Source organism: Rhizobium sp. Root491, assembly GCF_001427205.1.
In the GTDB taxonomy this organism is placed as follows: domain Bacteria; phylum Pseudomonadota; class Alphaproteobacteria; order Rhizobiales; family Rhizobiaceae; genus Agrobacterium; species Agrobacterium tumefaciens.
Window position 1 is genome coordinate 429718 of record NZ_LMFF01000017.1, and the last position, 25339, is coordinate 455056.

Sequence of the window (25339 nt, forward strand, 5' to 3'; positions counted from 1 at the left end):
CGCTCTCGCGCTTAACCAATGCCTCTGAAAGCCAGAAACTGCTTCATGCGATGCGTCGCCACATCCGGTTCGGCAAGCACATTGGCCTTGTCCGCCAGCCGGAAAAGCTCGGCGAAATGCCGCGTGGAGCGGGCGCTTTCCTGCCCGCCAACCATGGTGAAATGGTCCTGCAAGCCGTTGAGATAGGCGAGAAACACCACGCCGGTTTTGTAAAAGCGGGTCGGCGCCTTGAAGATATGGCGTGAAAGCGCCACCGTTGGCTCCAGAATGTCGAAGAATTCATTATCCGCACCGCGCTTCAGGCTGGCGAGCGCCTTGGATGCAGCCGGAGCAATGGCATCGAAAATGCCGAGCAACGCGTCAGAATGACCTTTTTCGTCACCGGCGATCAGCTCGGCATAATTGAAGTCGTCGCCGGTATACATGCGAACACCAGCGGGCAGGCGGCGGCGCATGACGATTTCCTTTTCCTTGGACAGAAGCGAAATCTTGATGCCGTCGATCTTGTCTGCATTCTCCTCGATCATGGCAAGGCAGGTGTCCATCGCCGCCATATGGTCGCGGGCACCCCAGTAGCCCTCAAGCGCAGGATCGAACATTTCTCCCAGCCAGTGGATAACCACCTTGTTCTCGGCACGGGAAAGAACCTTGGCATAGGCCTCGAGATAATCGTCCGGGGAGCGGGCGGCAGCGGTGAGCGCCCGGCTTGCCATCAGGATCACGCGCCCGCCTTCTCCCTGAACAAAATCAAGCTGTTCCAGGTAGGAGTCGATAATCTGCTTCAGGTCATATCCGCCGCCGTCAAGATGATCCGTGCCGACGCCGCAGGCGATCAGCGCATCCTTGCGGGTGGCCGCTTCCTTCAGCGAACGGGAGATCAGTTCCTGCGCCTGCGGCCACGCCAATCCCATGCCGCGCTGGGCCGTATCCATGGCCTCCGCAACACCCAGGCCGAGGTCCCAAAGGCGGTGACGGAAGCGCAGGGTAGCGTCCCAGTCGATGGCGGGCGTCAACCATGGATCGTTGTCGGCGAGGGGATCGGCCACCACATGGGCGGCAGCGAAGGCGACTCGATTGAAATCCGCCGCACTTCGTTTCTCGATGGCGACCGGCGCGCCTGATAGCCTGTAGACCTCGATGCTGCGGTCGTCCTTTGGAAGCTTGAGTTCGCTCACTGTCGCCTCCTCAGGAAAGTGCGGGAACGTCGAGCCAGCGGCGTTCCTTCCATGATCTCAGCCCCAGTTCGGCCAATTGCACGCCCTTCACGCCCTCCATCAGCCCATAGGGCCATGGGTCGTTGTCGACGAGGTGACGCACGAACATTTCCCACTGCGCCTTGAAACCGTTGTCATAAGTGACGTTGTCAGGCACTTCCTGCCAGGTCTTGTAGAAATCGATGGTCTGGGGCTGGTCAGGGTTCCACACTGGTTTCGGCGTATTGGTGCGGTGCTGGGTCCAGCATTTGGTGAGACCCGCCACGGCCGAACCATGCGTGCCATCAACCTGAAACGTGACGAGATCGTCGCGGCGCACACGCACCGCCCAGGAAGAGTTGATATGGGCGATGGCGCCGCCTTCCAACTCGAAAGTGGCGTAGGCGGCATCGTCGGCATCCGCCGCATAGGCGTGGCCCTGTTCATCGAAACGCTCGCGGATATGGGTGGCGCCGAGGCAACTTACGGATTTCACCGGTCCGAATAGATTATCGAGCACATAACGCCAGTGGCACAGCATATCGAGGATGATACCGCCGCCATCCTTCAGTCGGTAATTCCACGAAGGACGCTGCGCCGGCTGCCAATCGCCTTCGAAAACCCAATAGCCGAACTCGCCGCGCACCGAGAGGATCTTGCCGAAAAAGCCGCTGTCACGCAGCATCGCCAGCTTGCGAAGGCCGGGCAGGAACAGCTTGTCCTGCACCACGCCGTGTTTGATACCGGCGCTTTCGGCCAGTCTGGCAATTGCCAGCGCCTCTGCCACGCTGTCGGAAATCGGCTTTTCGCAATAGACGTTCTTGCCCGCCTTGATGGCTTTTTCGAGCAGGCTGCCACGCATCTGCGTCGTGCCGGCGTCGAAGAAAAGCGTGTCATCCGGGTTCGCAAGGGCGGCGTCGATGTCGGTCGTCCAGCGCGCGACATTGTGCTTTTTAGCGATTTCCTCGATTTTCGCACCGTTTCGGCCGACCAGAATGGGGTCGAGCATGACCTTTTCGCCGCTCTTCAAAACCACGCCGCCCTGATCGCGAATGGCGAGAACGGAGCGCACGAGGTGCTGGTTGTAACCCATGCGGCCGGTGATGCCGTGCATGATGACGCCGATACGTTTCATGAATTTCCTCCCAAGGCGGCCTTTTCCCGAAAGCCGCTTCCGTCAAACATGGCAATTTGTAACCATTTGGTTATTTGTGGTCGTGAAGGATGCGATCTGTCAAGGCGTTTTTGGCAGGAAATTCACATGCACTTGCGGCGGCAGAAATCACGGGTTTGTGCCGCGCCGCAAAAGGAAAAGACGCGCTTCGCGGATGCGAATGGCGCGTCGTCGCTGTTGTTAAAGGGAAATTCGGTTTTTACGGCTCAGACCGGCCGCACCGCAGCAAGCAGGGTATCGACGATATGCTGGCCCCAGCGTTCAAGTTCGGCGGGGTCGGTCAGGTCGCGCTGGAAGATCGTCGATAGCGTGAATCGGTTCGAAAGATAAAAGGCGCCGAGCGAGGCGATCGTCAGATAGACGTCGATCGGATCGAGACCGTCACGGAATTCGCCAGTATCGCGGCCGCGCCGCAGCACGTCCTCAAGCTCGGAAATGAAGTTCGAATGCATCGCCGCAATCGTAGCGGATTGCCTGAGATACCGGGCTTTGTTGAGGTTTTCTGTTGCGAGAATGCTAAGAAATTCCGGGTGATCCAGAAAATAATGCCAGGTGAAAAGCGCAAGTTCCCGCAAGCCTTCCGAAGGCGCCTTGCGGGTCAGGTCCAGCCGCCGTTCGGTGTGGCGGATGTGGCGATAGGCGTCCTCCAGAACGGCGAGATAAAGCGCGTCCTTGTCGCCAAAATAATGGTAGATCATCCGCTTGTTGGTGCCGGCACGCCGCGCCACGACATCGATTCTCGCGCCCGCCAGGCCCTTCGCGGCCACCTCGCGGCGGGCGGCTTCAAGAATGGCGGCGCGTGTTCTCTCCGGGTTTCGCACCTGTGCCGCCCCGCGTTTGCGCTTGGGGGCAGGCGTTTCCTCGACGGCCGGATCGGGCAGCTGGTTTTTCGTCGTTTCGTCCATCTTAGCACCCGCTTGACAATGTTGGCGATCGGTGTTCCCATGTAACCAATTAGTTATAAAACGGCAATAGTCGTTTACCGCCATCATCAATTTGGCAGTCAATTAGGGAGGAGTTGCCAATGCCCGTGATGCTTCACAGGAGAAGTGTGCTTTCAGCAGGGCTCGCGGCCCTTTCACTCGCAACATTGGGAGGTGGTTCGGCGCAGGCTCAGGCCGCGCGGCTGCGTATGTTGTGGTGGGGATCGCAGGAGCGTGCGGATCGCACCAACAAGGCGATCGCCGCATATAAGCAAATCAAGCCGGATCTCGATATTGCCGGGGAATTTGCCGGCTGGAGCGACTACTGGCCACGCCTTGCCACGCAGGTGGCAGGCCGCAACGCGCCTGATCTGATCCAGATGGATTATCGCTACATCTTCGAATATGGCCGGCGCGGCGCCCTTGCTCCCCTTGATGACTATATTGGCAAGGGCCTGAAGATAGAAGATTTCGGCAAGATGAACATCGACTCCGGTCGGGTCGACGGCAAGCTTTACGGGGTTAATCTTGGCGTGAATTCCAGCGCTGTCTTCTTCGACAAGGCGGCCTGGGAAAAATCCGGCGCGACCCCGCCAGCGATCGGGCAGACCTGGGAAGAGTTTGCCGAAAACGCCGCCAAGCTCAGCAAGAACAAGCCCAAGCCCGGCTATTACGCCACGGCCGATGCCAGCGGCGTCGAGCCGAGCTTCGAGAACTGGCTGCGTCAGAACGGCAAATCACTCTACACACAGGATGGCGGTATCGGTTTTGATCCGACCGACGCGACCAAATGGTTCACCATGTGGGCGGATTTGCGCAAGAGCGGTGCATGCGTGCCGGCCGATATTCAGGCGCTCGACCAGTTGAATATTGAAACCAACGCGCTGACGACGGGCAAGGCGGCAACGGCATTTGCCCATTCCAACCAGTTTGTCGGTTATCAGGCACTCAACAAAGCCAAGCTGGCGATGACCTCCTATCCGAAAAGCAAGAAGGATGGTCCTTCCGGTCACTACCTGAAACCATCCATGCTCATCAGCGTCGCCAATGGCAGTGCCGGCATCGAGCAAGCGGTCGGTTTCATCAACTTCCTCGTTGCCGAACCACAGGGCGTCGATGTTCTGGGTGTAGAGCGCGGCGTTCCGGCATCGGAATCGATGCGTAACGCGCTGACCGCCAAGCTCGATGCCGTCAGCAAGAGCATGGTGGAATATATTGCCGAGATTACCCCCGGCGTTGGCGATCTGCCGCCGGCACCCCCTCCGGGCGCAGGCGAATTCGCCTTCGTCCTGAAACGTACAGCGGAAGAGATCGGCTTTGGCAAGATTTCGGCGGCTGAGGGTGGTGACCGGCTCGTCAAGGAATCCGAAACCGTCATTAAACGGAAGTGATGGCAGATGGCCTTTCGATCTGAAACTCTCGTGGAGGAGAGCCGTGGCGCGGCTCTCCCGAAGCGGGCAGGCGTGAAGCGGCTTTTGGACCGCAACGTTCACGCGTACCTGTTTCTCCTGCCGTGGCTGATCGGTTTCTTCGGTCTCACCCTCGGGCCTGCGCTGGTGTCGCTTTATCTGTCCTTCACCAATTATGACCTGCTTCAATCCCCGGACTGGGTGGGGGCGGCCAATTATGTGCGCATCGCCACTGCCGACCCTAAATTCGCCGCCGCCATGCAGGTCACCTTTACCTATGTGCTGCTTTCGGTGCCGTTGAAGCTGATCTTTGCACTGCTGGTGGCGCTCGCCTTCAATCGCGGCATAAAGGGGCTCACGCTTTACAGGGCGATCTTCTATCTGCCGTCGCTGCTCGGTTCCAGCGTGGCGATCGCTGTTCTCTGGCGGCAGCTTTTCGCGTCCGATGGCCTCGTCAACATGGTCCTGTGGCAGGTTTTCGGTTATGAGGGGCCGAGTTGGATTTCCAATCCGGACTACTCGCTCTACACGCTGGTGATCCTGTCCGTCTGGCAGTTCGGCTCGCCAATGATCATCTTTCTCGCAGGGCTCCGGCAAATCCCGCAGGATATGTACGAGGCCGCCGATATCGACGGCGCGAGCAAGATGCGGCAGTTCTTCCGCATTACGCTGCCGCTGTTGACGCCGGTGATCTTCTTCAACGCCGTGATCCAGACGATCGATGCCTTCAAGGCCTTCACGCCCGCCTTCATCATTTCCGAAGGCACGGGCGGGCCGATCAACTCGACGCTGTTCTACACGCTCTATCTCTATCAGGAAGCCTTCGGTTTCTTCCGCATGGGATATGCCTCGGCGCTTGCCTGGATTCTTGTGATCATCATCGCGCTGTTCACGGCCTTCTCGTTCCTCAGCGCGAAATACTGGGTGCATTACGATGACTGACGCTGTTACCGCTCCCCGGCCGGGACAAGGCCCGCAACGCTCACCGCTAATGTCGGTTTTGCTGCATGCGGCGCTGATCCTTGCCTCCTTTGCGATGCTTTATCCGATCCTGTGGATGATTTCGGGTTCGTTCCGCCCGCAGGACGAGCTGTTCGGTTCCTCCTCGCTCATTCCTTCGTCGGTTGATTTCGGCGGCTATATTCGCGGCTGGACCGGGCTTCAGGTCAGTTTCGGGCAATTCTTCTGGAACTCGTTCTTCATCTCGGTGCTCGCCACCATCGGCAACGTCGTTGGCTGCTCACTTGCCGCCTTCGCTTTCGCCCGCCTGCGGTTCGGTGGGCGCAATTTCTGGTTCGCGCTGATGCTCGGCACCTTGATGCTGCCCTATCACGTTGTGCTCATCCCGCAATATATCCTGTTTCTGGAAATGGGTTGGGTGAATACGTCGCTGCCGCTGATCGTGCCGAAATATCTGGCAACCGACGCCTTCTTCATCTTCCTGATGGTGCAGTTCTTCCGGGGTATTCCGCGTGAGCTGGATGAGGCAGCGGTGATGGACGGTTGCTCGCCCTTCCGCATCTACTGGAAGATCATGCTGCCCCTCTCTCTGCCGGTTCTGGCAACGGCCGCGATCTTTTCCTTCATCTGGACCTGGGACGATTTCTTCGGTCCGTTGATCTATCTGAACGACATCAACACCTACACCGTGCAGCTCGGCCTCAGATCCTTCGTGGATTCCACCGGCAGCTCGGATTGGACGTCGCTTTTCGCCATGTCCAACCTGTCGCTGGTACCGGTCTTCCTGTTCTTCCTGTTCTTCCAGCGGCTGCTGATTGAAGGCATCGCTACCACCGGAATGAAACGCTGAACGGACGAAACGGGACCGAAAACGAATTGCAGAACATCAACACCGTCGCGGCTGCCTTGTCTGCAGCGCGACGGTCGGGAGAAACAGCATGGCAAGCAGCATTACTCTGGAAAAAATCGTCAAGCGGTTCGGCGCCTTTCCGGTCGTCCACGGCATCGATCTCAAGATCGAGCCGGGCGAGTTCACCGTTTTCGTCGGCCCCTCGGGCTGCGGCAAATCTACGCTTCTGCGCATGATCGCCGGTCTGGAGGAAATCTCCGAGGGTGATCTTCGCATCGATGGCGAAAGGGTCAACGAAACAGCCGCTTCCAAGCGCGGTATCGCCATGGTGTTCCAGTCCTATGCGCTTTATCCGCATATGAGCGTTTACAAGAACCTCGCTTTCGGGCTGGAGACGGCGGGTTACAAGAAACCGGAAGTCGAGGCGCGGGTGCAGAAAGCTGCCGATATCCTGCAGATCGGTCCGTTGTTACAGCGCAAGCCGAAGGCGCTTTCTGGCGGCCAGCGCCAGCGTGTCGCCATCGGTCGGGCTATCGTCCGCGAGCCGAAAATCTTTCTGTTCGATGAACCCCTGTCCAACCTCGATGCGGAACTGCGCGTGCAGATGCGTGTCGAAATTGCCAAGCTGCACCAGACGCTCGGCAGCACCATGATCTATGTGACGCATGACCAGGTGGAGGCCATGACCATGGCCGACAAGATCGTGGTCCTGCGTGACGGCCGCATCATGCAGGTCGGCCGCCCGCTTGATCTCTACAACAATCCGGCCAACCAGTTTGTGGCGGGTTTCATCGGTTCGCCAAAGATGAACTTCCTTTCCGCGAAAGTGGCTTCAGGCGACAGCTCCAACCGTACCATCGAGGTCGCCGGCCAGCGCATTCTGCTCGAAAAGCCGGTCGCGGCTGAGGAAGGCGAGCCGCTCACTTTCGGCATTCGTCCCGAACACGTAAACCCACAGGCGCAATCGGCCTCGCTTGGCGATGCGTCCATCCAGCTCGTTGAACATCTCGGCGGCTCGACGGTGGTTTATACCAGCACCCCAGATGGCCAGCCCGCCACCCTGCTGCTGGACGGCCAGCGCCATATCCGCATCGGCGAGACCATTCCCTTTGCGTTTGATCTGGCGAAGACGCATCTGTTCGGGGCGGATGGGCGGCGAATATAAGAGGAAAAACCGGGGGGAGGAACAGACCTTCCCTTATTCCTGTGCTTGTCACAGAAGTCCAGCTGACGCGTCTGCGCGGCGAGGAAATCAATCAGCCCAAAGACTTGGGCTGGCTGGATCCCTGTAGGGGATACAGGGATGAGGGCAGTGGGCGGTTGTGATGGATAGCGAATTTTAGTCCGCCGCGTCGGTTTTCGATAAAAAACAAGCGGTTCTAAGAGCGGGCGAGAATCTCGCTCAGCACCGCCGCATCTTCCGAGAGCTGGGCGACGTTGTCACCTTTGACGAACTCCAGCATCGCATAAGCCGGTTCTATCCAGTCGCTTGCTGGCAAGGCATCAACGCAAGCCCGCCAATAGTCCGCGCGCTCGCCGAGCGGCAGGCGGCTGGCATCGGTGAGCCACGCGAAGACGTGCAGGTGGCAGATGCGCGAGCCGAGCGCGGATATTTCCGCAAGGGCGTCATCCAGCGGTAGACCTGGGGCTGGCTGCCAGTAAAAGAACAGGTTAGGCATCGGCAAATCCTGCATGAGCTGCAAAGCCGAGGGCAGCGTGTCGGTCAGCGAATTGGGGTGATATTCAAGGCCGATTGTCATTCCGTAGTCGTCTGCCCGCCGGGCAAGTGCCGCCAACGCGTCGGTCGCCGCACGGCGTTCCTCTGGTGAATAATCCGCGGATGGGCGTTTGCGGATGCCGGGCCAGATGCGGATATGGCCGGTGCCGAGCGCTTTCGCGGTTTCCAGAACTGCGGTCACATCCTCCGGCGCAAAATCCGGCGAGAAAATGTAGGATCCGTAGGAAGAGACGCTAAGACCGGCTTTCACCGTACGCGCCGCCACATTCCTTGCATTTTCTAAGTCGCCAGGTGGCACATGGATATCGGCACCCCATTCTATCGCCTTGATGCCATTTGCAACGGCAAGGTCAATCACGGCCTGGGGCGTCATGGACCTGAAGGTGACAGAGCAGAGGCCTGGCTCGAAAATTCTCATGCGATCAGTTCCAGATGTTCCGGACGTACCTGCTGTTGCAATGGTTCTGCGCGGCAGAAGCGTTCGATCTCGGCAATCGCCATGTCGCCGAGCCGGGCGCGTTCAAGGCCGACGGCACCGGCGATATGCGGCGTCAGGAACACGTTCGGAAGGCTGTAAAAGGGCGAATCCGGTGACGGCACTTCCGGATCGGTCACGTCGATGACGGCCTCTATGCGTCCGGTTTTCAGTTCCGCCAGCAGGGCGTCTTCGTGCACTAGCGCGCCGCGGGCAGTGTTGATTAAGGTCGCTCCGTCCTTCATCAGGGCAAGCGCATCGGCGCCGATCATGTGCCGGGTTTGCGGCAGGGATGGCGCGTGCAGGGAAATGACGTCGCTTACCGCCATGAGCTCGCGGAGCGATACGAGACGCACACCGAGCTTTTGTGCCTCCACCGCGCTTAAAAACGGGTCGAAAAGGATGAGATCGAGATCGAAGGGCTGCAGCAGATTGATGACCCGACGTCCGATGCGTGACGCCCCGACAATGCCGACGGTCAGGCCGAGATTGCCGATGACCTGCGACTGCAGGCGGTCGACGTTTCGCCGTGCGCGATCCTCTCCGTAGATGCGCCGGAAACCGAAGGTACGCTTGCCGGAAAGCAGGATCATTGCCAGCGTAAACTCCGCGACCGGCTGCGCATTCGCCTCGGCCGCGCTGCACACCGTAACGTTTCGTTCAAAAACCGCCTGGGACAGGAAGTATTTCACCGTCCCGGCGGCATGCGAAATCAACCGAAGGTTCGGCATCATTGCCAGTTCCCGCATGTCGATCTCGGGACAACCCCAGCCAGTCAGAAGAATATCTGTTCTCTCCAACTGGGCAGTCACAGCTGGGTCGTGAAAATCGCAGACCGGCCGGGTATCGAGGATGTCGACGCTCTGCGACAGCTTGTCAAGCGCCTGTGGCGTCAGCACATGCTGCGTCCGCTCCGGGTCCATGGCAAGGCTGAGACGCGGACGCGGGCTCATCATTGCGGTTCTCCCGCCGCCGCCATACTGCTTACGGGAACACCGCGCTCAACAAACAGGCGGTCAAGCGCTTCCATGTCCGGAAGTGCGGGAACTGTCGCCAAAGCTGTTTCGCTTTCAGGTCCCGCCAGTCCCACAAAGACGGCGCAGGCGAGCAGGGTTTTGCCCGCTGGAATGTCGCCCCGCAATTGCGGCACCGTGGTTTTGGCATTGATGAGATTGGTATTGGGCAGCGCCTTCAACGCCACGCCCTGGCGGGATGCGCTGGAGCCGAGATCGATGATGGCGGATATGTCGGTGCCGCAATCGGCCGTTGCCCGGCCGCTGTCTTCGGTCACCGCATCGCGGTCGCCATCGTTGCGGTTTATCGCAAAGCCGCCTTCGGTGACCAAAAGTGGCCGCGCGGAAGTAATCCGGTGCAACCGGATATGCCACTCTCCCGCGGCAACCAGCGTCGTTTCGACCTCGACATCGGGGAATGGGTTCCAAGTCGCTCGAAGATTGGTGCCAGCCGAGAGCACAGTGCGGTTGGTTTCGCGCACCCGGTAGTGGCGGCCATCTTCGGAAAAGGCCAGCATATTGTCGAAACCATTGGTCTTGAAACCGCGCTCGTCCACTTCCACGCCGAAAGCGTAACGCGAGGAATAGGCGAATTTGGCGTATTTCTCCGGCCCGCCGCGCATGGACAGGTTTTCCTGCCCACTCGTCAGCGCCGTGACGTTACTCTTACTGCGCATCATCACCATGCCGGGATGAACGAGCGGCCGTGGTTTTGTGGATGTGTCTGGCAGCTTTTCCTCCGCCTGCCAGAAGGGGTGGCTTTCCGGCAAGGCGAGCGGCAGGAAAGCCTTGAAGGCCCAATAGGGCGAACCCGCCGAATTATAGCTTTCCGACATGGTCAGTTGCGGATAGGAGTAACCGATGGAAAGCACGCCGTCGCGGTCGGCAATCGGCTTTCCCGCCCACCAGCGCAGATGTTTCAGATAAAGCCCCTTGATCTCCCCCCAGGGCATCGCTTCCTCATCCGCGAAGGCGAGGGCACCCCAGAAGCCGCCGCAGGCGAAACGGTAGGTCATGGAGCGGCCAAAGGCCAGCGCGCCACCATCCTCATCGAACCAGCTTGCGAAATCCCCGGCAAACAGGCGGGCACGTTCCCGGTAACGTTCGGCGTATGCATCATCCGGTTTGCTGATTTTCGCGTAGATCAGCCCGTAAAAATGCATGGCGAACGCGATGTAGTGGTCGATGCGGCGATAGTTGCCGTCGCGATACCAGCCGTCGGCGATGTAAAATCCGTCCAGCTCTTTCAGATATGTTTCGGTGAGGCTCCGGTCGAATTCGATACCGAGATGATCGAGCGCCGCATCGACCATCACCCGGAAAAACTTCCAGTTATTGTCGGCATAGATGCGCTCGCGCGCCGCCAGAAGATAATGGCGCACATTCGCCTTTTGCTCTTCGGACAAGGGTTCCCACAGATGTTGCGGCGCAAGCCGAAGCGCAAAGCCGAGGGCGGCCAGCTCCACCAGCCGCTGATCCTTCTGCCGCACATCGCCCCAGTAATCGGCATGGGCGGGATCGGTGCCATTGGCGATGCCTCTGGCCAGAAGCGGCCAATGGGCGAAGGCATCGCCGCTGAGCGCAAGCGGCGCGATGCCCCAGAGTGGTCGCGCAAATCCTTCCAGATCGGCCGCTGCCCGGTCGAAATGCGCGGCGGTGCCGCTTAACGTCACTCTTGCGCCGCTCTCTGAGAAATAGGGAAGCAGCGGTGCGAAGCTGTCGTCCAATGCCCGTCTGACGTCGGCGCGGGTCTTGAGTGGATTGCCGTAAAGCGGATTGAAGCGGGTCATTGGATCATGGTTTGCTGGCTTATGCATCGCGCGCCGCCTTTCCCGTCTTTTTTGCTCGACCCGCGGTCTGTCCTTCCACAAGCTGTACACCCAGCTGAACCTGCCGGGCATTGGCCGATGGCTCCGCCAGCCGGCGGCGCATCAGCTCCACCGCCTCGCGGGCAATCTCGCGTCGGTCTACCCGGATTGTGCTGAGCCGGGGAGTGGAAAGTTCGGCGAAGGGCAGGTCGTCGAAGCCGATGATGGAAAGATCGTCCGGTACCCCGAGGTCAAGCTCTTGTGCTGCTCCCAGCGCTCCGAGCGCGATCGCATCGTTCATGCAGAAAATGCCAGTCAGATCGGGGTTTTTGGCCAGCAGCTGACGAACCGCATCACCGGCCTGCCCGAAGCCACTATCCGCCGTGGAAAGCAGAAACTCCTCATAGGTGGCACCCTCTTCCTCGATGATAACCTGCCGAAAGCCCCGCATGCGCTCTCTTATAGTGTGACGGTGTTGCGGACCGATATAGGCGACCTTGCGGTGCCCCAGTTCCAGCAGCCGCCGCGCGGCCATCGCCCCGCCGTAAAAATTGGAGGGCGAGACGCAATCCAGCATCATCGAGGGATCGGCGCTATTGACGAGAACCGGTTGCAGCACACCCTGCGTGATGCGGTGGATGATCTCCTCTTCGGGGTCAAGACCAATGGCGAGAAGGCCATCGACCTCGCAGACCCGCTGTGTAAGGGCGTCGTCGATCTGCCTCTGGTGCAGCAGCCGGATATCGAGTTCGAAACCCTCTGTCTGGGCAAGGCTGCGCAGCATGTCGAAAATATCGTGATAAAAGGCGCCGATATCGCCGGTCGCTCGTTCGGCGGACATGAGGGCGAGGATTTTCTTGCCCTCCAGCGAGATGCCGCCGGTCTGGCTGGTGACTGGCCGCAGCGGATAACCAAGTTCCGCCGCCACGCCCAGAACCTTGGTCTGGATCGATGCGCTGATGCCTTTTTCCCCGGCGAGAACCCGTGAGACCGTGCTGATGGAAACCCCTGCACGCTGGGCGATATCCGACTGGCGCGGGCGGCTGATGTCGGGCGTATCGTTCATGTCTTCTCCTGCGCTTGCAAAAAATTCTATTATGATGCAAATATTGCAAATAATGAAAATTTGCAAGAATTTAAGTGATAAGTGAGAAATTTGCAAAACGCGGGAGGAGCAGATGCAAACTATCGATAGACGTGGATTTTTGGTGACGGCGGCACTGGCAGGTCTTGGCGCGGCGGCGGGCGGTTTCCGCGCGATGGCGGCCGAAACCCGGCTTCGTTGCGTATGGTGGGGTTCGGCTGACCGCAACAAGCGCACCAATGATGTGATTGCCCTCTACCAGAAGGCAGATCCACAAACGGTAATCAGCGGCGAGATGATCGCCGGTTCCGACTATTGGACCAAGCTTGCGACGTCCATGGCGGGACGTAACGTCGCCGATATCTTTCAGCTCGAGCCTTCCACCATTGCCGATTATTCCGGCCGTGGGGCCTGCATGGAACTTGACCAGTTTGTCGGCTCGTCGCTTGATCTTTCCAATTTCGGCAAAAGCGAAGTCGATCTTTGCCGCATCGACGGCAAGCTTTACGGCGTCGGTCTCGGGCTGAATTCGTTCTGCATGATGTATGATGCAGAGACGCTGAAGGAGGCCGGCGTCTCCGTGCCGAAGGAGCAGATCACCTGGAAGGCGCTGGCGGAACTGGCGCGCGATTTCAAGAAGAACGCTCCGGCGCGGCGCAATTATTGGGCGGTGCCCTATGGCGCTCGTTATCACTACGTCTTCGATGTCTGGCTGCGCCAGCGCGGCAAGCTCCTGTTCCAGGACGGCACCATCGGTTTCAACAAGGAAGATGCCAAGGAATGGTTCGCCTATTGGGAGGATCTGCGCGAGAACAAGCTTTGCGTCTCTGCCGATATCCAAACGCGCGATGACAATACCATCGAATCCAACGCGCTGACCCTTGGCAATTCCGCAATCGGCTTTGCCTATTCCAACCAGCTTGTCGGTTACCAGGCGCTCAACAAGAAGACGCTGTCCATTGGCATGCTGCCGGGTGAGGGGCCGGGAAAACCGACCGGGCATTATTACCGGCCGGGGCTTATCTGGTGCATTTCGTCCACCTCCACCACTCCGGAAGCTGCGGCGAAGTTCATCAACTTCTTTGTCAACGATCTGGAAGCGGGAAAGGTTCTCGGCGTCGAACGCGGCGTGCCGCCGGCGAAGAAGGTACGCGAAGCTGTGTTGCCAAGCCTCAACGAGACTGAACGCAAGACGGTCGATTACATCGAGAGCCTGTCCGGCAAGCTCGATACCTATCCGGAGCCTGCCCCCATCGGCGCCAATGAGTTCGACCGTGGGGTAATGCGTCCGATTGCCGACTCACTCGCCTTTGGCCGCGCCACTGTGGATGAGGCAGCGCAGAATCTCGTCGATACCGGCACCCGCACGTTGCGCAAGCGCGGGTAAGGAAAAAGAGACAGCGCATGCGGTATCGAAACCGCCTGCGCTGCCTCCATTCGCAATCATTCCTTGCGTGTCTGACTTTGAATATATCGACACGACAAACAATGCTGGACAGCATAAAATATTTAAGCCAGAAATTCTGATCTAGATCGCTAAATCTGAAGATTAGACAATGGCTCCCAATTTCCTACTTATTGACGCTGAAAAAGAATTCGATGTTTTGAAGGCGGCGGCGTCGCTGATCCGTGTGCAGATATTGAAGCTGCTGCACGAGGCCAACGGTCTCAATGTCAACGAGATCGCGCAGAGGCTGGATCTTCCCCAGTCCACCGTGTCGGCCGGTGTGACCGTTCTTGAAGAGGCGGGGCTGCTGCGAACCGAAACGCGCAAGGCGCGCAAGGGCAGCCAGAAAATCTGTTTTGCGACCTGCGACGAGCTTATCGTTTCGTTTCGAAGCCCCGAGACGCCGGCTGTATCCAACTACATTGCCGTCGCCATGCCGCTCGGCCTCTATACGCAGAGTTCGGTGACCGCGCCTTGCGGCATCTGTTCGCCGGAGGGCATTATCGGACTTCTGGATGTCCCTGATACCTTCATGGATCCCGACCGCATGAAGACTGCACTTTTGTGGTTCACATCGGGTCATGTCGAGTATCAATTCCCCAATAATGCCAAGATTCAGGGGCGAAACGTCGAGGAAGTCGAGTTTTCGATGGAGGTCAGTTCCGAGGTGCCAGGAACGCACAGCAACTGGCCGTCAGACATTACCCTCTCCGTCAACGGCAAGGAGATCGGGGTCTGGACCTCGCCCGGCGATTTCGGCGACAAGCGGGGTACGTTTACGCCCGACTGGTGGAAACTGTCCGGCTCGCAGTATGGAATGCTCAAAACCTGGCGCATTACTGCCCAGGGAACCTATGTCGATGGTACGCGCATTTCCGATGTGACGCTTGCGGATATAGATCTGTCCAGCCACCGCTCAATCCGCTTGCGGATCGAGGTAAAGGCGGATGCAAAGCATCCGGGCGGGCTCAACATCTTCGGCCGGGGCTTTGGGAATTACGATCAGGACATCGTATTGCGTCTACGCACCGCAGACTGATCGGGCCAATTTCATAAAGTATGATTTTCGCGGTTGACAGGCGCGGCTTCCATTGGCAACTATATTATGAAATATGGTTTATATCATATTTTAAGATATAAATGCGCATGGGAGGAGAGCCTATGAAAGCGCGGGTTTCAGTCCACCGGGACTTCCGGATTGGGCGTATCGACGATCGCCTATATTCCGCCTTCATCGAACATATGGGGCGGGCGATCTATGGCGGGATTTACGAGCCCGGCCATCCGCAGGCGGATGAAAACGGTTTTCGCAAGGATGTGCTGAAATTCGTGCAGGATCTGAAAATTCCGGCGATCCGCTATCCCGGCGGCAACTTCGTTTCGGCCTATCGCTGGGAAGACGGCATCGGCCCCCGTGACAAACGGCCCGTGCGGCTTGATCTTGCATGGCGCTCCAAGGAAACCAACCAGATCGGCGTCAACGAGTTCGCAGACTGGGCGTCGATGGCAGGCATCGAGATGATGCTCGCCGTCAACCTCGGTTCCCGTGGTCTGGATGATGCCCGCAACTTTCTCGAATACGTGAATTTCCCCGGCGGCACCGAGCTTAGCGACCTTCGCCGCAGCCACGGCGCCGAAAAGCCGCATGGCGTGAAGATGTGGTGCCTCGGCAACGAGATGGACGGCCCCTGGCAGATTGGCCACAAGACGGCGGTGGAGTATGGCCGGCTGGCAAACGAAACCGCGAAAGCCTTCAAGGGTTTCGACCCCACCATCGAGGCAATCGTTTGCGGAAGTTCCAACGACGGCATGCCGACCTATCCCGAATGGGAGCGCGAGGTGCTGGAAGAATGCTACGAGAATGTGGACCACATCTCGCTGCATAAATATTTCGGCAACAACAGCCGCGACACGCTGAATTACTTCGGCAAGATCGAAGAAACAGGGCGTTACATTCAGACTATCGCCGGTGTCATCGATTACGTGAAAGCCAAGAAGCGCGCCAAGAACGATGTCTCCATCTGCTTCGACGAGTGGAATGTCTGGTACCATATCCGCGAAGACGACGGTAAACGCATCAAGAGCTGGGACTGGCCGGAAGCGCCTGCACTTCTGGAGGAGACCTACAATTTCGAGGATGCTCTCTTCGTGGCCGGGTTGCTCAACGAGTTCATCCGTCGCTCGGACAGGGTGCGCATCGCCTGCATTGCCCAGCTTGTCAATGTCATCGCCCCCATCCGCGCTGAAAAGAACGGACCGGCATGGCGCCAGACCATCTATTATCCCTATCAGTTCGCCTCGCTTTATGGTCGCGGCGTTGCACTGAACATTGCCGTCGATTGCCCGACCTACGACTGCAACGCGGCCGATGACGTCAAATATCTCGATGTCGCCGGCGTGTTTGATGAGGACGAGGGCGTGGTGACGCTGTTTGTCCTCAATCGTCATCTGACCGAAGCAGCAGAGCTCAATGTCGGTCTCACCGGCTTTTCGCCTGTGTCACTCAGCCTGCATCTTTCCATGGCGGGATATGATCTGAGGACCGGCAACGGTCCGGATCAACCCGACCGCGTCGTGCCGGTGCCGGGCAGCGGCATTGGTGTCGAGGATGGGGCACTCAAAGGCTCCGTGCCGGCGCTGTCCTATCATGTTCTGCGCGTGAAGGTTCAGTGAGGCGGTGATGGGTGTCCGTCTCAGCAATATCGCCAAGTCCTTCGGCTCTTTTGCAGCCATCCGGGACGTTTCGATGGAGATTCCGACGGGCAGCTTCGCGGTTTTCGTGGGGCCATCCGGTTGCGGAAAATCCACCCTGTTGCGCATGATCGCCGGTCTTGAGGAAACCAGCGGCGGTCACATCGCCATCGACGAGCGCGACGTCACCGCTGTCGAGCCGGCGGATCGTGGCGTTGCCATGGTCTTCCAGAATTATGCGCTTTACCCGCATCTGACGGTGTTCGAGAACATGGCTTTCAGCCTGCGTCTCGCCCGCCGGCCGAAAGCGGAGGTGAATGAGAGGGTGGGGGAAGCTGCCCGCATCCTCCAGCTCGAGGACAATCTGCACAAGAAGCCATCGCAGCTTTCCGGCGGCCAGAGGCAGCGCGTGGCCATAGGCCGCGCGATCGTGCGACAGCCGAAGGTGTTTCTCTTCGATGAACCCCTGTCGAACCTGGATGCGGAACTGCGCGTGCAGATGCGGCTGGAACTGACCCGGCTTCACCGCAAGCTCGGCGCCACGATGATCTACGTCACGCATGACCAGGTAGAGGCCATGACGCTTGCGGACAAGATTTTCGTGCTGAAGGGCGGCATCGTGCAACAGGCCGGCGCGCCGCTCACCCTTTACGACGATCCGGACAATCGTTTCGTCGCTGGCTTCATCGGCTCGCCCGCGATGAATTTCCTTGCTGCCGACATCGTCGGGCAGCGGGACGGCATCGTTATGCTCGCGCCTGAAGGTGGTGAAAAGCACCTTGAAGCCCGGCTTTCGCATCCGGTTTCCCCCGGTCAGCGGGTCGAAATCGGCATAAGGCCCGAGCATCTGGTGATCACGCAAGAGGGTGCTTTGCCTGTCAATGTCGAGGTGGCGGAGGAGCTTGGCGACCTTTCCTATCTCTATACCCGAACGCGTGCCGGGAAAGAACTTGTCGTGCAGCGGCAGGGCTCGCGCGAGCGGCTGGATGGCCGGTCCGTCTCACTGAGCGCTTCGCCCGATCACATCATGGTTTTCGGCAGCGACGGCAAAAGGTTGCGATAGGCGCGAGGAGGCGCCGTTCGATGCAGTAGTAGACCGCCCCTTGAACGGGGTGTTTCCAACAAACGGGAGGAGTGAACGATGCGACTGATCAAGACATTGCTTGTTGGTACGGTTCTGGGCCTGAGCGCCCTGCCGGCACTGGCGAAGCAGGATATCGTCTGGTGGGACTTTCTGTCGGGCGGCGACGGTGTGCGCATGAAAGCGCTGATTGCTGCCTTCAACAAGGAACACCCTGACATTCAGATCAAGGGAACGACGCTAGAGTGGGGCGTTCCGTTCTATACCAAGGTGCGCACGGCGTCGGCCGTGGGTGAGGGGCCTGATGTCATGACCTATCACCTGTCGCGCGCGCCGCTCGGCCTTGATGAAAAAGTATTGAGCGAAATTACCACAAAAGACCTTGATGATGCCGGGTTGAAGACCAGCGACTTTTTCAGCGCACCCGTCGAGGCAGCAACCCACGACGGCAAGCTTTACGCGGTGCCGTTCGATATCCATGCCCTTATTCTCTATTACAACGCCGATCTTCTGAAAGGGTCTCCCTATCTCGATGCCGAGGGTAAGTTGACCGGTATCAAGACGATGGAGGATTTCGAAAAGGCGCTGGCCTGGGCGAAGGACAAGGGCGTTCAGACGCCGGTTACCTATCAGTCGGGTGGCGAAGCCGGTGTCTGGCGTGTCTTTTATACACTGTTCTCACAACAGGGCGGCGAGCTGGTCACCAATAACGAGGTGCTTGCCGGCGACAATGCCGAAAAGGCTGCCAAAGCGATCGATACCATGTCGAAATGGCGGGAAAACGGATGGGCCCCCGAGCAGGCGGAATATCCTGCGTCCGTTGCTCTCTTCTCCGCTGGCAAATCAGCCTTCCAGCTTAATGGCGTCTGGGAAGTTCCGACCTACAAGGATCTGGAAAAGAACGGCAAGCTCGGCTTCAAATGGAGCGCTGTGGAAGTTCCGCCTTTCATGGGCAAGCGCGCCACCTGGGCGGATTCGCACGCCTTTGCGATCCCCAATCAGGGTGACAAGACCGTTTCCGGTGAGAAACGCGCCGCTGTCATGACGGTTATTGGCTGGATGGAAAAACACGCCATCAGCTGGGCCGATGCGGGGCATATTCCGGCCTATAAATCGATCACCGAAAGCAGCGAATACAAGGCGATGCAGCCGAATGCCACATATGCCTCGCTGGCGGAGGCGGCAGTGTTCGATCCGAAGACCACGATTACCGGAGTTGCCTCACCCGCTTACGATGCGGCGCTTAATATCATCGCTCCGGCCATCCAGGGCTACATGAGCGGCGCGGATGCGGTCGAGCAGATCAAGTCCGAGCTTCAGGGCAAGCTCAAGTAATCCGTGACTGCCCTCTGGCTGTCAGCCGGAGGGCAGCGTGCAATGCGGGAGGTCCCGGAGGCATTCCATGGCTATGATTGAAAACCGGCGCAAGAAGTCGCTCATCGCACTGTCGATGGTGACGCCATTCATCGTGGTCTTCGCCACGTTCTTTCTTTACCCCCTGATCGAGATGATACGCATCAGCTTCACGGATGCGCCGCTGATCGGCGATGGCAACTGGGTCGGCCTGCAGAACTACATAAAATTGTTGAGCGACCGCCTGTTCGTTACCTCGCTCAAGAATAACGGCTATTTCGTGCTGCTGACGGTGGTGCCAACAACGGTCATCGCCCTGTTGATTGCGCTTGCGGTCAGCCGATTGTCCGGCATCAAGCAGACAATCGCCATGAGCCTGTTTTTCCTGCCTTATGTCCTGCCGGTTTCGGTTGTCACCGAAATCTGGGCCTGGATGCTCGACCTGCAGTTCGGCATTCTCCAACCGGTCATTTCGTTGCTGGCGGGCAAACCCGTCGCGGTTTTCAAGAACCCCAACTGGGTCATGCCGATGGTCGCCGTCGTCACCATCTGGTGGACGAACGGTTTTAACGTTCTGCTCTTCATTGCCGGCTTGCGAAACATTCCGACCGAGCTTTATGAGGCCGCAGCTCTTGATGGCGCAACGACATGGCAAAAGTTCCGGCGCGTCACATGGCCGCTTCTGTGGCCGGTGACCGCGCTGATCCTGACGCTGCAATTGATCCTGCAACTGAAGATATTCGACCAGATCTACCTCTTGAGCGGCGGCGGACCCTTCAATTCCAGTTTCGTGCTTCTCCTTAAGGTCTACCGGGAAGCCTTCCAGATGAACAATGGCGGTTATGCATCGGCCGTGGCGACCGTGCTCTTCCTGTTGATCGTCATCGTATCCGTTCTCCAGTTCCAGTTGCTACGCATCCGGAGGAATTCATGAGCCTGACCAAAAGACTTGAGAACGTCATCCTGACCCTGCTGACATTTTCGGCAGCACTGGTATGGATTTTCCCGCTTTACTGGGGGTTCGTGACGTCGTTGCGCTCGGACGAGAATGTTGCGGGCAACACGTCGCTACTGCCTGATGAGTTCCAGCTTGGTGCCTATGTGAATGCCATCTTCAATACGCGGCTGTTGACCTGGTACGTGAATTCCATTGGCACTGCCGCGATCGTCACGGTCTCTGTGCTCATCATTTCGATGTTATGCGCCTATGCGCTATCGCAGATCCGCTTTCCGGGACGGCGACTGCTTTATGGCATCGTGCTCGCGAGTTTCATGGTGCCCGCGCAGACGCTTGTCGTGACACAGTTCATCCTGATGAAGAACCTCAACCTCATCAATACCTGGGCGGGCATCATCCTGCCGCAGCTGATCACGCCAATCGTCATCATCGTCTACAAGCAGTTCTTCGACAGCGTGCCCAAAGAGATGCGGGAGGCGGTGGTTCTGGATGGTGGCGGCGAATACACGATCCTGTTCAAGGTGTTTCTGCCGCTGAACTGGGGCATTACGACCGCCATGGCGATCGTGACCTTCATTACGGTGTGGAACGCCTTCTTCTGGCCTTTCCTCGTCATCACGTCCGAAAACATGATGACGATCCCCGTCGGCATCACGCAGGTCAACGACACCTTCGGCATCGTTTATGCACGCCTGATGGCGATTGCCATGCTGGCGGCTCTGCCGGTCATCGTCGCCTACGTCATCTTCCAGCGGCGCGTGACGGAAGCCATCATGATTTCGTCCGGCGTGAAGGGGTGATGGCGGCGAAAGATGCCGGTGCCGGTCAGATGACGTGAGCGTTGTGTAGGGCAGTCAGCACCTCGTTCTTGAGGGTGGCGAGTTGCGGCGACCTTCTGTCGCGCGGGCGCGGCTCGTCCACTTCTATCCGCTGCTGGATACGGCCGTCATGGGCACCCATCATGTAAATGCGGTCACCGAGATAAAGCGCCTCGTCAATATCGTGGGTGACGAGCAGGAAGGAAATGCCGCGCTGTTCGACGAGTTTCAGAACTAGGTCCTGCAATTTCATCCGCGTGAAAGCATCGACCGCGCTGAAGGGTTCGTCGAGCAGCAAGATGCGCGGCCGGGTATAGAGCGCTCTTGCTATGGCGACACGCTGCGCCATGCCGCCTGAAAGGGCTTTCGGTAACGCGCTGCCATGGCCGCTCAAGCCCACATCGTTGATCAGTCCTTCTACCCGCTCGACATCATATTTCTTGCCGGCCGCATAACCTATGTTTTCGGCAACTGTCAGCCACGGCATCAGGCGGGGTTCCTGAAAGACGAAGGCGATGGGCGGTGAGTCCGATGCCTGAACCTCCTTTGCCTGCTGAACCTTCACAGCGCCTGAGAAATGCCGGTCGAGGCCGGCGGCGATGCGCAGCAAGGTGCTTTTCCCGCACCCACTTGGTCCGAGAAGAACCGCCGCTTCACCATCGCCGAGCGTCAGGTGAATATCCTGAAGGACAACCGTGTCTCCGAAGGCTTTTTCGCGAACATCGACATTGAGCAAACTCATCGCAGGCGCCCTCCTTGCTGAAGGGGGTAAGTGTCGCGCCATCTGAGGCAACGTTCCTCGACTATCTTGAAAAGGCTGTCGGAAATCTTGCCGAGGACGGCAAGGCAGATAATCGCTATCATCACCAGATCGGGTCGGGAGAGTTCCCGCCCATCGGATAGCATGTAGCCGATGCCCTCGGAAGCCGCCAGAAGTTCCGCTGCGACAACGCTTAGCCAGGCCAGCGACAGGCCGTAACGCAAGCCCGTGAACAGATGCGGCAAGGAGGCGGGAATGAAAATCCGCCAAACCAGCACTGGCAGCGGCTGGCGATACATCTCGCCCACTTCCACCAACTTGCGGTCGACATTCCTGATGCCGGAGAAGAGGTTGAGATAAACAGGGAAAAACGCGCTTTTGGCGATCAGTACGATTTTCGAGGTTTCGCCAATGCCGAACCAGATCATCAGCAGCGGCACCCAGGCGAGGCTCGGAACCGCGCGTAACGCCTGAAACGTCGGCTCAAGATAACGCTCGGCGGCAACGACCAGCCCGACCAGCGAACCGACGACGATTGCAAGAAGGGAGCCAATGACGAAGCCGACAAAGACACGGGCGGTACTGGCTGCGACATTCGTCCACAAAGGACCCTCGGCGAGCCTTAGAAACGTGTCGTAAAGCTCGGAGGGCGGCGGCAGCACGTAGGGACTTACCCAGCCCACGCGCACAAAGAATTCCAGCAGCAACAATGAGCCGACCGGCACTATCGCGCCGCGCAGGTCGAACCGTCCCAGGAAATTCCCCACTCTTTGCACGAACGGCAGTGGGGCAGGGAGTTGTTTCGCAGTCTGCTTCACGCGCTGAAATTCGCGCGGATGAGAATTCATGCTCCCAGCGCCTTTTTCGCCGGTGCCGGATCGATCAGCGACGAAAGGACGCTGTCGACATTGACGCCAGGACGCAGCACATCGTCGCCAAGCAACGGGGTCACGATACGAATCGAGTTCAGCAGTTCCTCGCCCGGAACAGGATCCTTCCAGTCGCGCTTTTCGATCGTCAGCTTGGTGATCTGGGGATCGTTGCCGGTGACCTTCGTGACGAAATCGATGAATTCGCCGTTGTTTTCACGGATCCATCTTTGTGTCTCGACCCAGACACCGAGGAGGCGTTCGACCGCTTTCGGGTATTTCGCCAGAAACTCCTCGGAAACGCTGAAGACGCTGCCGTCGCGCCAGCTACGCTCATCGAAAATCGCCCTGTCACCGGCAAGTTCTGCCTGGGATGTGTGTGGATCGATGCCGACCCATGCATCAACCTGTCCCTGCTGAAGCGCGTTGAATCCTTCCGGATGCTGCAGGTTCACGACCTTGAGGTCATCGATCGAAAGCTTGTTTTGGGCAAGGGCGCGCAGGAGGGTGAAATAGGGCGCGGTACCCTTGGTGACCGCAATGGTTTTGCCCTTGAGATCGGCGACGGTCTTGACCGGCGAATCCGGGCGAACCTGTATGATGGAAGAACCGCCCCAGCTTGCCACATAGATCACCTTCAGCGGCACACCATTGGCGCGGGCCAGAAACGCGGAAAGTGCTGCCGAACCGGCAAAATCCGTCGAGCCGACCTTCAGGAATTCGAGCGAATTGTTGCTTCCGCGGGATTGTACCCAGGTGATCTTGGTGCCGACATCCTTGAACGCTTCCTCAAGCCAGCCCTTGTTCTTTATCAGCAGCGTATGTGAGGAGTAAAATCCCCAATCCAGCTTCAGCTCAGCAGGAAACTCCTGTGAGCTTTGGGCCAGCGCGCTGCCCGTGGCAAAGGGTGCTGCGAGAGCCCCGGCAATGCTGAGTTTCAGGATCTGGCGACGAGAATGTTTAGCCTTCATAATAGTGTACCTAATTTATGTAATTTGTTTATTTAAAGGGTATGGGCCGGCGTTTATGAGGTCAATCCAGCCTTCTGGAACCTCATGCCAAACTTCAGGTCGGGCGTGGAAAATCTCCCTACCGCTGGCCGGATCGGCGCGACGGCGCGTTATTCAGGGAAAAAACGATTGGCCGGACGTTGCAAACCGAGATGATCGCGCAATGTCGTTCCCTCATAGTCCTTTCGGAACAGGCCGCGCCTTTGCAGTTCGGGCACAAGCAGGGTCGTGAAATCGTCAAGTCCGGCAGGCAGGAACGGGAAGGTGACGTTGAAGCCATCCGACCCCTCTTCGTATAGCCATTGTTCCATCTCGTCGGCGATGGTTTTTGCCGTGCCGACAAATGCGAGACCCCCATAGCCACCCAGCCGCTGCGCCAGCTGGCGCACCGTCAGCCCCTCGCTCCTTGCAAGTTCGATCACCCTCTCGCGGCTGGATTTGCTTGCATTGGTTTCGGGAATGTCAGGCAAGGGGCCATCGGGATCGAAACTCGAAGCATCGTGGCCGAGCGCAATCGAAAGCGAGGCTATCGCGCTTTCATAATGGACGAGGCTGTCGAGCCTGGCGCGTTTGGCCTTGGCTTCTTCCACGCTATCGCCGACCAGAACGAAAGCACCCGGCAGGATGACAATGCCGTCGCGGGAACGGCCTGCCGCAACGGTCCTGTCCTTGACGTCCCTGTAGAACGCTTTTCCCGCCGCAAGCGTGGGTGTTGCCGCAAAAACGACCTCGGCAGTTTCGGCTGCAAGCTGGCGCCCCGGCTCTGAAGCCCCGGCCTGAACGATGACGGGCCAGCCCTGCACCGGACGCGCTATATTGAGCGGACCGCGCACGGAAAATTCCGGTCCCTTGTGATTAAGCACATGCATTTTTTCAGGGTCGAAGAACAACCCGCTATCGACATCCCGGAGAAAGGCATCATCGGAAAAGGAATCCCACAGCCCGGTAACGACGTCGTAAAATTCCCGCGCTCTTCCATAACGCTCCGTGTGGTCAGGCTGTTCGTCCCGGCCGAAATTAAGCGCCGCATCCGGATTCGCTGTGGTGACGATGTTCCAGCCGGCGCGACCATTGCTGAGGTGATCGAGTGATGCGAAACGCCGCGCTACGTGGTAGGGCTCATCGAATGTTGTGGAGGCGGTGGCAACCAGCCCGATGCGGGAGGTGACGGCGGCGAGCGCCGAAAGCAGGGTGAAGGGTTCGAAAGACGTGACGGTATGGCTGCGGCGCAGCGCTTCCGTCGGCATGTTCAGCACCGCCAGATGATCGGCCATGAAAAATGCATCGAATTTCGCGGCTTCAAGCTGTTGCGCAAATCGCGCCAGATGGCCAAAATTGAAGTTCGCGTCCGGGAAGGATCCGGGATAACGCCACGCACCCGTGTGAAGACTGACGGGCCGCATGAAGGCGCCGAGGTGCAGTTTGCGATCGTTTGCCATTGGGCTTCACTCTTTCGTTGAAGTTTTGACCCGAGCGTTTTCTCTGTCGGCCGCCAAGGATCGAAGACCGGCTCGGTCCTCATCGCGACGATAGCCTTGCTGGCGGCTCGGTGCGGCAAAGACTATTGCGATTATAATTTCCAAACAGAAAGATTTTTCCTGAAATCATTCATTTCGCAAGATCGCTTAGCCTGCAACGGGTTTGCCTCATCGTGTTGACGTAATATCCGGCAAGCGATGTGCTTCACGTGGTGATCGCCAAGCAAATTTCGACGTATTTCGCGCA

Annotated in this window: 22 protein-coding genes; 11 read left to right on the forward strand and 11 right to left on the reverse strand. The window is 58.5% G+C overall.

All coding sequences use genetic code 11. The features are described 5' to 3' along the window. Window positions 1–11: 11 nt before the first annotated feature. The 3 genes from ASD46_RS22090 to ASD46_RS22100 form a co-directional block, all read right to left on the reverse strand. Entirely contained in the window at window positions 12–1175 is a 1164-nt protein-coding gene (locus ASD46_RS22090) for a dihydrodipicolinate synthase family protein (RefSeq protein WP_060642679.1), read from the reverse strand. Window positions 1176–1185: 10 nt separating this feature from the next. Further along, window positions 1186–2328, reverse strand: a complete 1143-nt coding sequence (locus ASD46_RS22095; protein WP_060642680.1) for a Gfo/Idh/MocA family protein — start codon at window positions 2326–2328, stop codon at window positions 1186–1188. Between the two features lie 245 nt (window positions 2329–2573). After that, window positions 2574–3272: a TetR/AcrR family transcriptional regulator gene (locus ASD46_RS22100; RefSeq protein WP_003517856.1), complete on the reverse strand. Its 699-nt coding sequence runs from the start codon at window positions 3270–3272 to the stop codon at window positions 2574–2576. A 119-nt stretch (window positions 3273–3391) separates the two neighbouring features. Here ASD46_RS22100 and ASD46_RS22105 point away from each other — a divergent pair, with 119 nt between their 5' ends. The 4 genes from ASD46_RS22105 (at window position 3392) to ASD46_RS22120 (ending at window position 7674) form a co-directional block, all read left to right on the forward strand. Then, a complete protein-coding gene (locus ASD46_RS22105) occupies window positions 3392–4681 on the forward strand; it encodes an ABC transporter substrate-binding protein (protein WP_013761393.1) in 1290 nt (429 codons plus the stop codon). Between the two features lie 6 nt (window positions 4682–4687). Beyond that, window positions 4688–5641, forward strand: a complete 954-nt coding sequence (locus ASD46_RS22110; protein WP_003517854.1) for a carbohydrate ABC transporter permease — start codon at window positions 4688–4690, stop codon at window positions 5639–5641. Further along, window positions 5634–6509, forward strand: coding sequence for a carbohydrate ABC transporter permease (locus ASD46_RS22115; protein WP_013761392.1), 876 nt, complete (start codon window positions 5634–5636; stop codon window positions 6507–6509). Before ASD46_RS22110 ends, ASD46_RS22115 begins: the two co-directional genes overlap by 8 nt. An 88-nt stretch (window positions 6510–6597) precedes the next feature. Next, on the forward strand, window positions 6598–7674 hold the full coding sequence (locus tag ASD46_RS22120) for an ABC transporter ATP-binding protein (protein ID WP_003517850.1): 1077 nt from the start codon (window positions 6598–6600) through the stop codon (window positions 7672–7674). Window positions 7675–7888: 214 nt separating this feature from the next. On the opposite strand, the gene ASD46_RS22125 is transcribed toward ASD46_RS22120, so the two are convergent. Genes ASD46_RS22125 through ASD46_RS22140 form a run of 4 tightly spaced genes read right to left on the reverse strand, consistent with a single transcriptional unit; the run spans window position 7889 to window position 12609 of the window. Continuing rightward, complete coding sequence (locus ASD46_RS22125) at window positions 7889–8665, reverse strand: sugar phosphate isomerase/epimerase family protein (protein ID WP_013761391.1); 777 nt, start codon at window positions 8663–8665, stop codon at window positions 7889–7891. Further along, a complete protein-coding gene (locus ASD46_RS22130) occupies window positions 8662–9678 on the reverse strand; it encodes a hydroxyacid dehydrogenase (protein ID WP_013761390.1) in 1017 nt (338 codons plus the stop codon). The genes ASD46_RS22125 and ASD46_RS22130 overlap by 4 nt, the downstream gene beginning before the upstream one ends. Beyond that, entirely contained in the window at window positions 9675–11552 is a 1878-nt protein-coding gene (locus tag ASD46_RS22135; RefSeq protein WP_041694624.1) for a DUF2264 domain-containing protein, read from the reverse strand. Before ASD46_RS22135 ends, ASD46_RS22130 begins: the two co-directional genes overlap by 4 nt. Continuing rightward, window positions 11545–12609: a LacI family DNA-binding transcriptional regulator gene (locus ASD46_RS22140; RefSeq protein ID WP_060642681.1), complete on the reverse strand. Its 1065-nt coding sequence runs from the start codon at window positions 12607–12609 to the stop codon at window positions 11545–11547. The genes ASD46_RS22135 and ASD46_RS22140 overlap by 8 nt, the downstream gene beginning before the upstream one ends. A 112-nt stretch (window positions 12610–12721) precedes the next feature. Between ASD46_RS22140 and ASD46_RS22145 the strand changes: the two genes are divergently transcribed. The 7 genes from ASD46_RS22145 (at window position 12722) to ASD46_RS22175 (ending at window position 20957) form a co-directional block, all read left to right on the forward strand. Further along, window positions 12722–14014: an ABC transporter substrate-binding protein gene (locus ASD46_RS22145; protein WP_003517844.1), complete on the forward strand. Its 1293-nt coding sequence runs from the start codon at window positions 12722–12724 to the stop codon at window positions 14012–14014. Between the two features lie 169 nt (window positions 14015–14183). Further along, on the forward strand, window positions 14184–15113 hold the full coding sequence (locus tag ASD46_RS22150) for an ArsR/SmtB family transcription factor (RefSeq protein ID WP_019566450.1): 930 nt from the start codon (window positions 14184–14186) through the stop codon (window positions 15111–15113). A 122-nt stretch (window positions 15114–15235) separates the two neighbouring features. After that, complete coding sequence (locus ASD46_RS22155) at window positions 15236–16747, forward strand: alpha-N-arabinofuranosidase (protein ID WP_035199314.1); 1512 nt, start codon at window positions 15236–15238, stop codon at window positions 16745–16747. A gap of 7 nt (window positions 16748–16754) precedes the next feature. After that, window positions 16755–17828 carry an ABC transporter ATP-binding protein gene (locus tag ASD46_RS22160; protein WP_013761386.1) on the forward strand — a complete coding sequence of 358 codons (1074 nt, stop codon included), beginning with the start codon at window positions 16755–16757 and terminating at the stop codon, window positions 17826–17828. 78 nt (window positions 17829–17906) lie between these two features. Continuing rightward, window positions 17907–19181: an extracellular solute-binding protein gene (locus ASD46_RS22165; RefSeq protein ID WP_025595973.1), complete on the forward strand. Its 1275-nt coding sequence runs from the start codon at window positions 17907–17909 to the stop codon at window positions 19179–19181. A 67-nt stretch (window positions 19182–19248) separates the two neighbouring features. Beyond that, window positions 19249–20133, forward strand: coding sequence for a carbohydrate ABC transporter permease (locus tag ASD46_RS22170; RefSeq protein WP_003517835.1), 885 nt, complete (start codon window positions 19249–19251; stop codon window positions 20131–20133). Next, window positions 20130–20957, forward strand: coding sequence for a carbohydrate ABC transporter permease (locus tag ASD46_RS22175; RefSeq protein ID WP_019566447.1), 828 nt, complete (start codon window positions 20130–20132; stop codon window positions 20955–20957). The genes ASD46_RS22170 and ASD46_RS22175 overlap by 4 nt, the downstream gene beginning before the upstream one ends. A 25-nt stretch (window positions 20958–20982) precedes the next feature. On the opposite strand, the gene ASD46_RS22180 is transcribed toward ASD46_RS22175, so the two are convergent. The 4 genes from ASD46_RS22180 to ASD46_RS22195 all read right to left on the reverse strand — a co-directional run bounded on the left by ASD46_RS22180 (window position 20983) and on the right by ASD46_RS22195 (window position 25053). Then, window positions 20983–21717: an ABC transporter ATP-binding protein gene (locus ASD46_RS22180; RefSeq protein WP_013761384.1), complete on the reverse strand. Its 735-nt coding sequence runs from the start codon at window positions 21715–21717 to the stop codon at window positions 20983–20985. Further along, window positions 21714–22583: an ABC transporter permease gene (locus ASD46_RS22185; protein WP_060642682.1), complete on the reverse strand. Its 870-nt coding sequence runs from the start codon at window positions 22581–22583 to the stop codon at window positions 21714–21716. The genes ASD46_RS22180 and ASD46_RS22185 overlap by 4 nt, the downstream gene beginning before the upstream one ends. Then, entirely contained in the window at window positions 22580–23575 is a 996-nt protein-coding gene (locus tag ASD46_RS22190; RefSeq protein WP_003517827.1) for an aliphatic sulfonate ABC transporter substrate-binding protein, read from the reverse strand. The genes ASD46_RS22185 and ASD46_RS22190 overlap by 4 nt, the downstream gene beginning before the upstream one ends. 149 nt (window positions 23576–23724) lie before the next feature. Further along, window positions 23725–25053 (reverse strand): LLM class flavin-dependent oxidoreductase, encoded by a 1329-nt coding sequence (locus tag ASD46_RS22195; protein ID WP_003517825.1) that lies wholly within the window; start codon window positions 25051–25053, stop codon window positions 23725–23727. Between the last annotated feature and the right edge of the window lie 286 nt (window positions 25054–25339).